Annotated in this window: 1 protein-coding gene; it reads left to right on the forward strand. The window is 62.1% G+C overall.

The window, feature by feature from the left end; translation table 11 throughout:
• A partial coding sequence (locus PU724_RS34130) for a hypothetical protein (RefSeq protein ID WP_426213881.1) occupies positions 1-235 on the forward strand: 235 nt, incomplete at both ends.

Below are 235 nucleotides of genomic sequence, written 5' to 3' on the forward strand. Positions count from 1 at the left end.
TGCTGGCGCAGGAGCTGCAGAGGGACAATCCAGATCTCGCCTCGCGAACGCGCCTCGTCGACCCGCTGATAGCCCATTACCATCTGCGCCTGGGCTCCGATAATGCCACCCTCGGGGCTTTCCAGCGCATCGTCTATGATCGCAATGGCAGTGATACAGCCGACTTCCTGTTCCTGCCTGTCAACGATGCCAGCGCTACCGATCCTGAACGCCGCGGCACCCACTGGTCGCTGCT

This window comes from Mesorhizobium abyssinicae, assembly GCF_049887195.1.
Lineage (GTDB): Bacteria > Pseudomonadota > Alphaproteobacteria > Rhizobiales > Rhizobiaceae > Mesorhizobium > Mesorhizobium abyssinicae.